This is a genomic window from Bacillus sp. JJ1122, from assembly GCF_036964885.1.
Taxonomy (GTDB): domain Bacteria; phylum Bacillota; class Bacilli; order Bacillales; family Cytobacillaceae; genus Mesobacillus.
Genome location: NZ_JBALQL010000042.1, coordinates 81803 through 82013, shown reverse-complemented (window position 1 = coordinate 82013; position 211 = coordinate 81803). Strand labels below are relative to the sequence as shown.

1 protein-coding gene is annotated in these 211 nt (G+C 56.9%); it reads right to left on the bottom strand.

Going from position 1 to position 211, the window contains the following annotated elements; translation table 11 throughout:
• A partial coding sequence (locus V7201_RS20915; RefSeq protein WP_335378696.1) for a hypothetical protein occupies positions 1-211 on the bottom strand: 211 nt, incomplete at both ends.

Here is a 211-nt window from a genome sequence, read left to right as displayed (position 1 = left end):
GAAACTTCAACTCCGCCGGCAGAAGCAAAGAGCGCTTCTTTGTCGGAGCCTCCAGTTTCTGCGTTTCTTGACAGTCGGCTACACATTTCTGTTTCGGTTCGCTCAGGTGGAGTCAAAGAACGACTTAACCGGTCGGCCCTCCGACGGACAGGACGACCTAGTGCCGACGTTGCCGCAGGACGCAGCGTTTTTAGTCGGCCAGCGCTTGTCG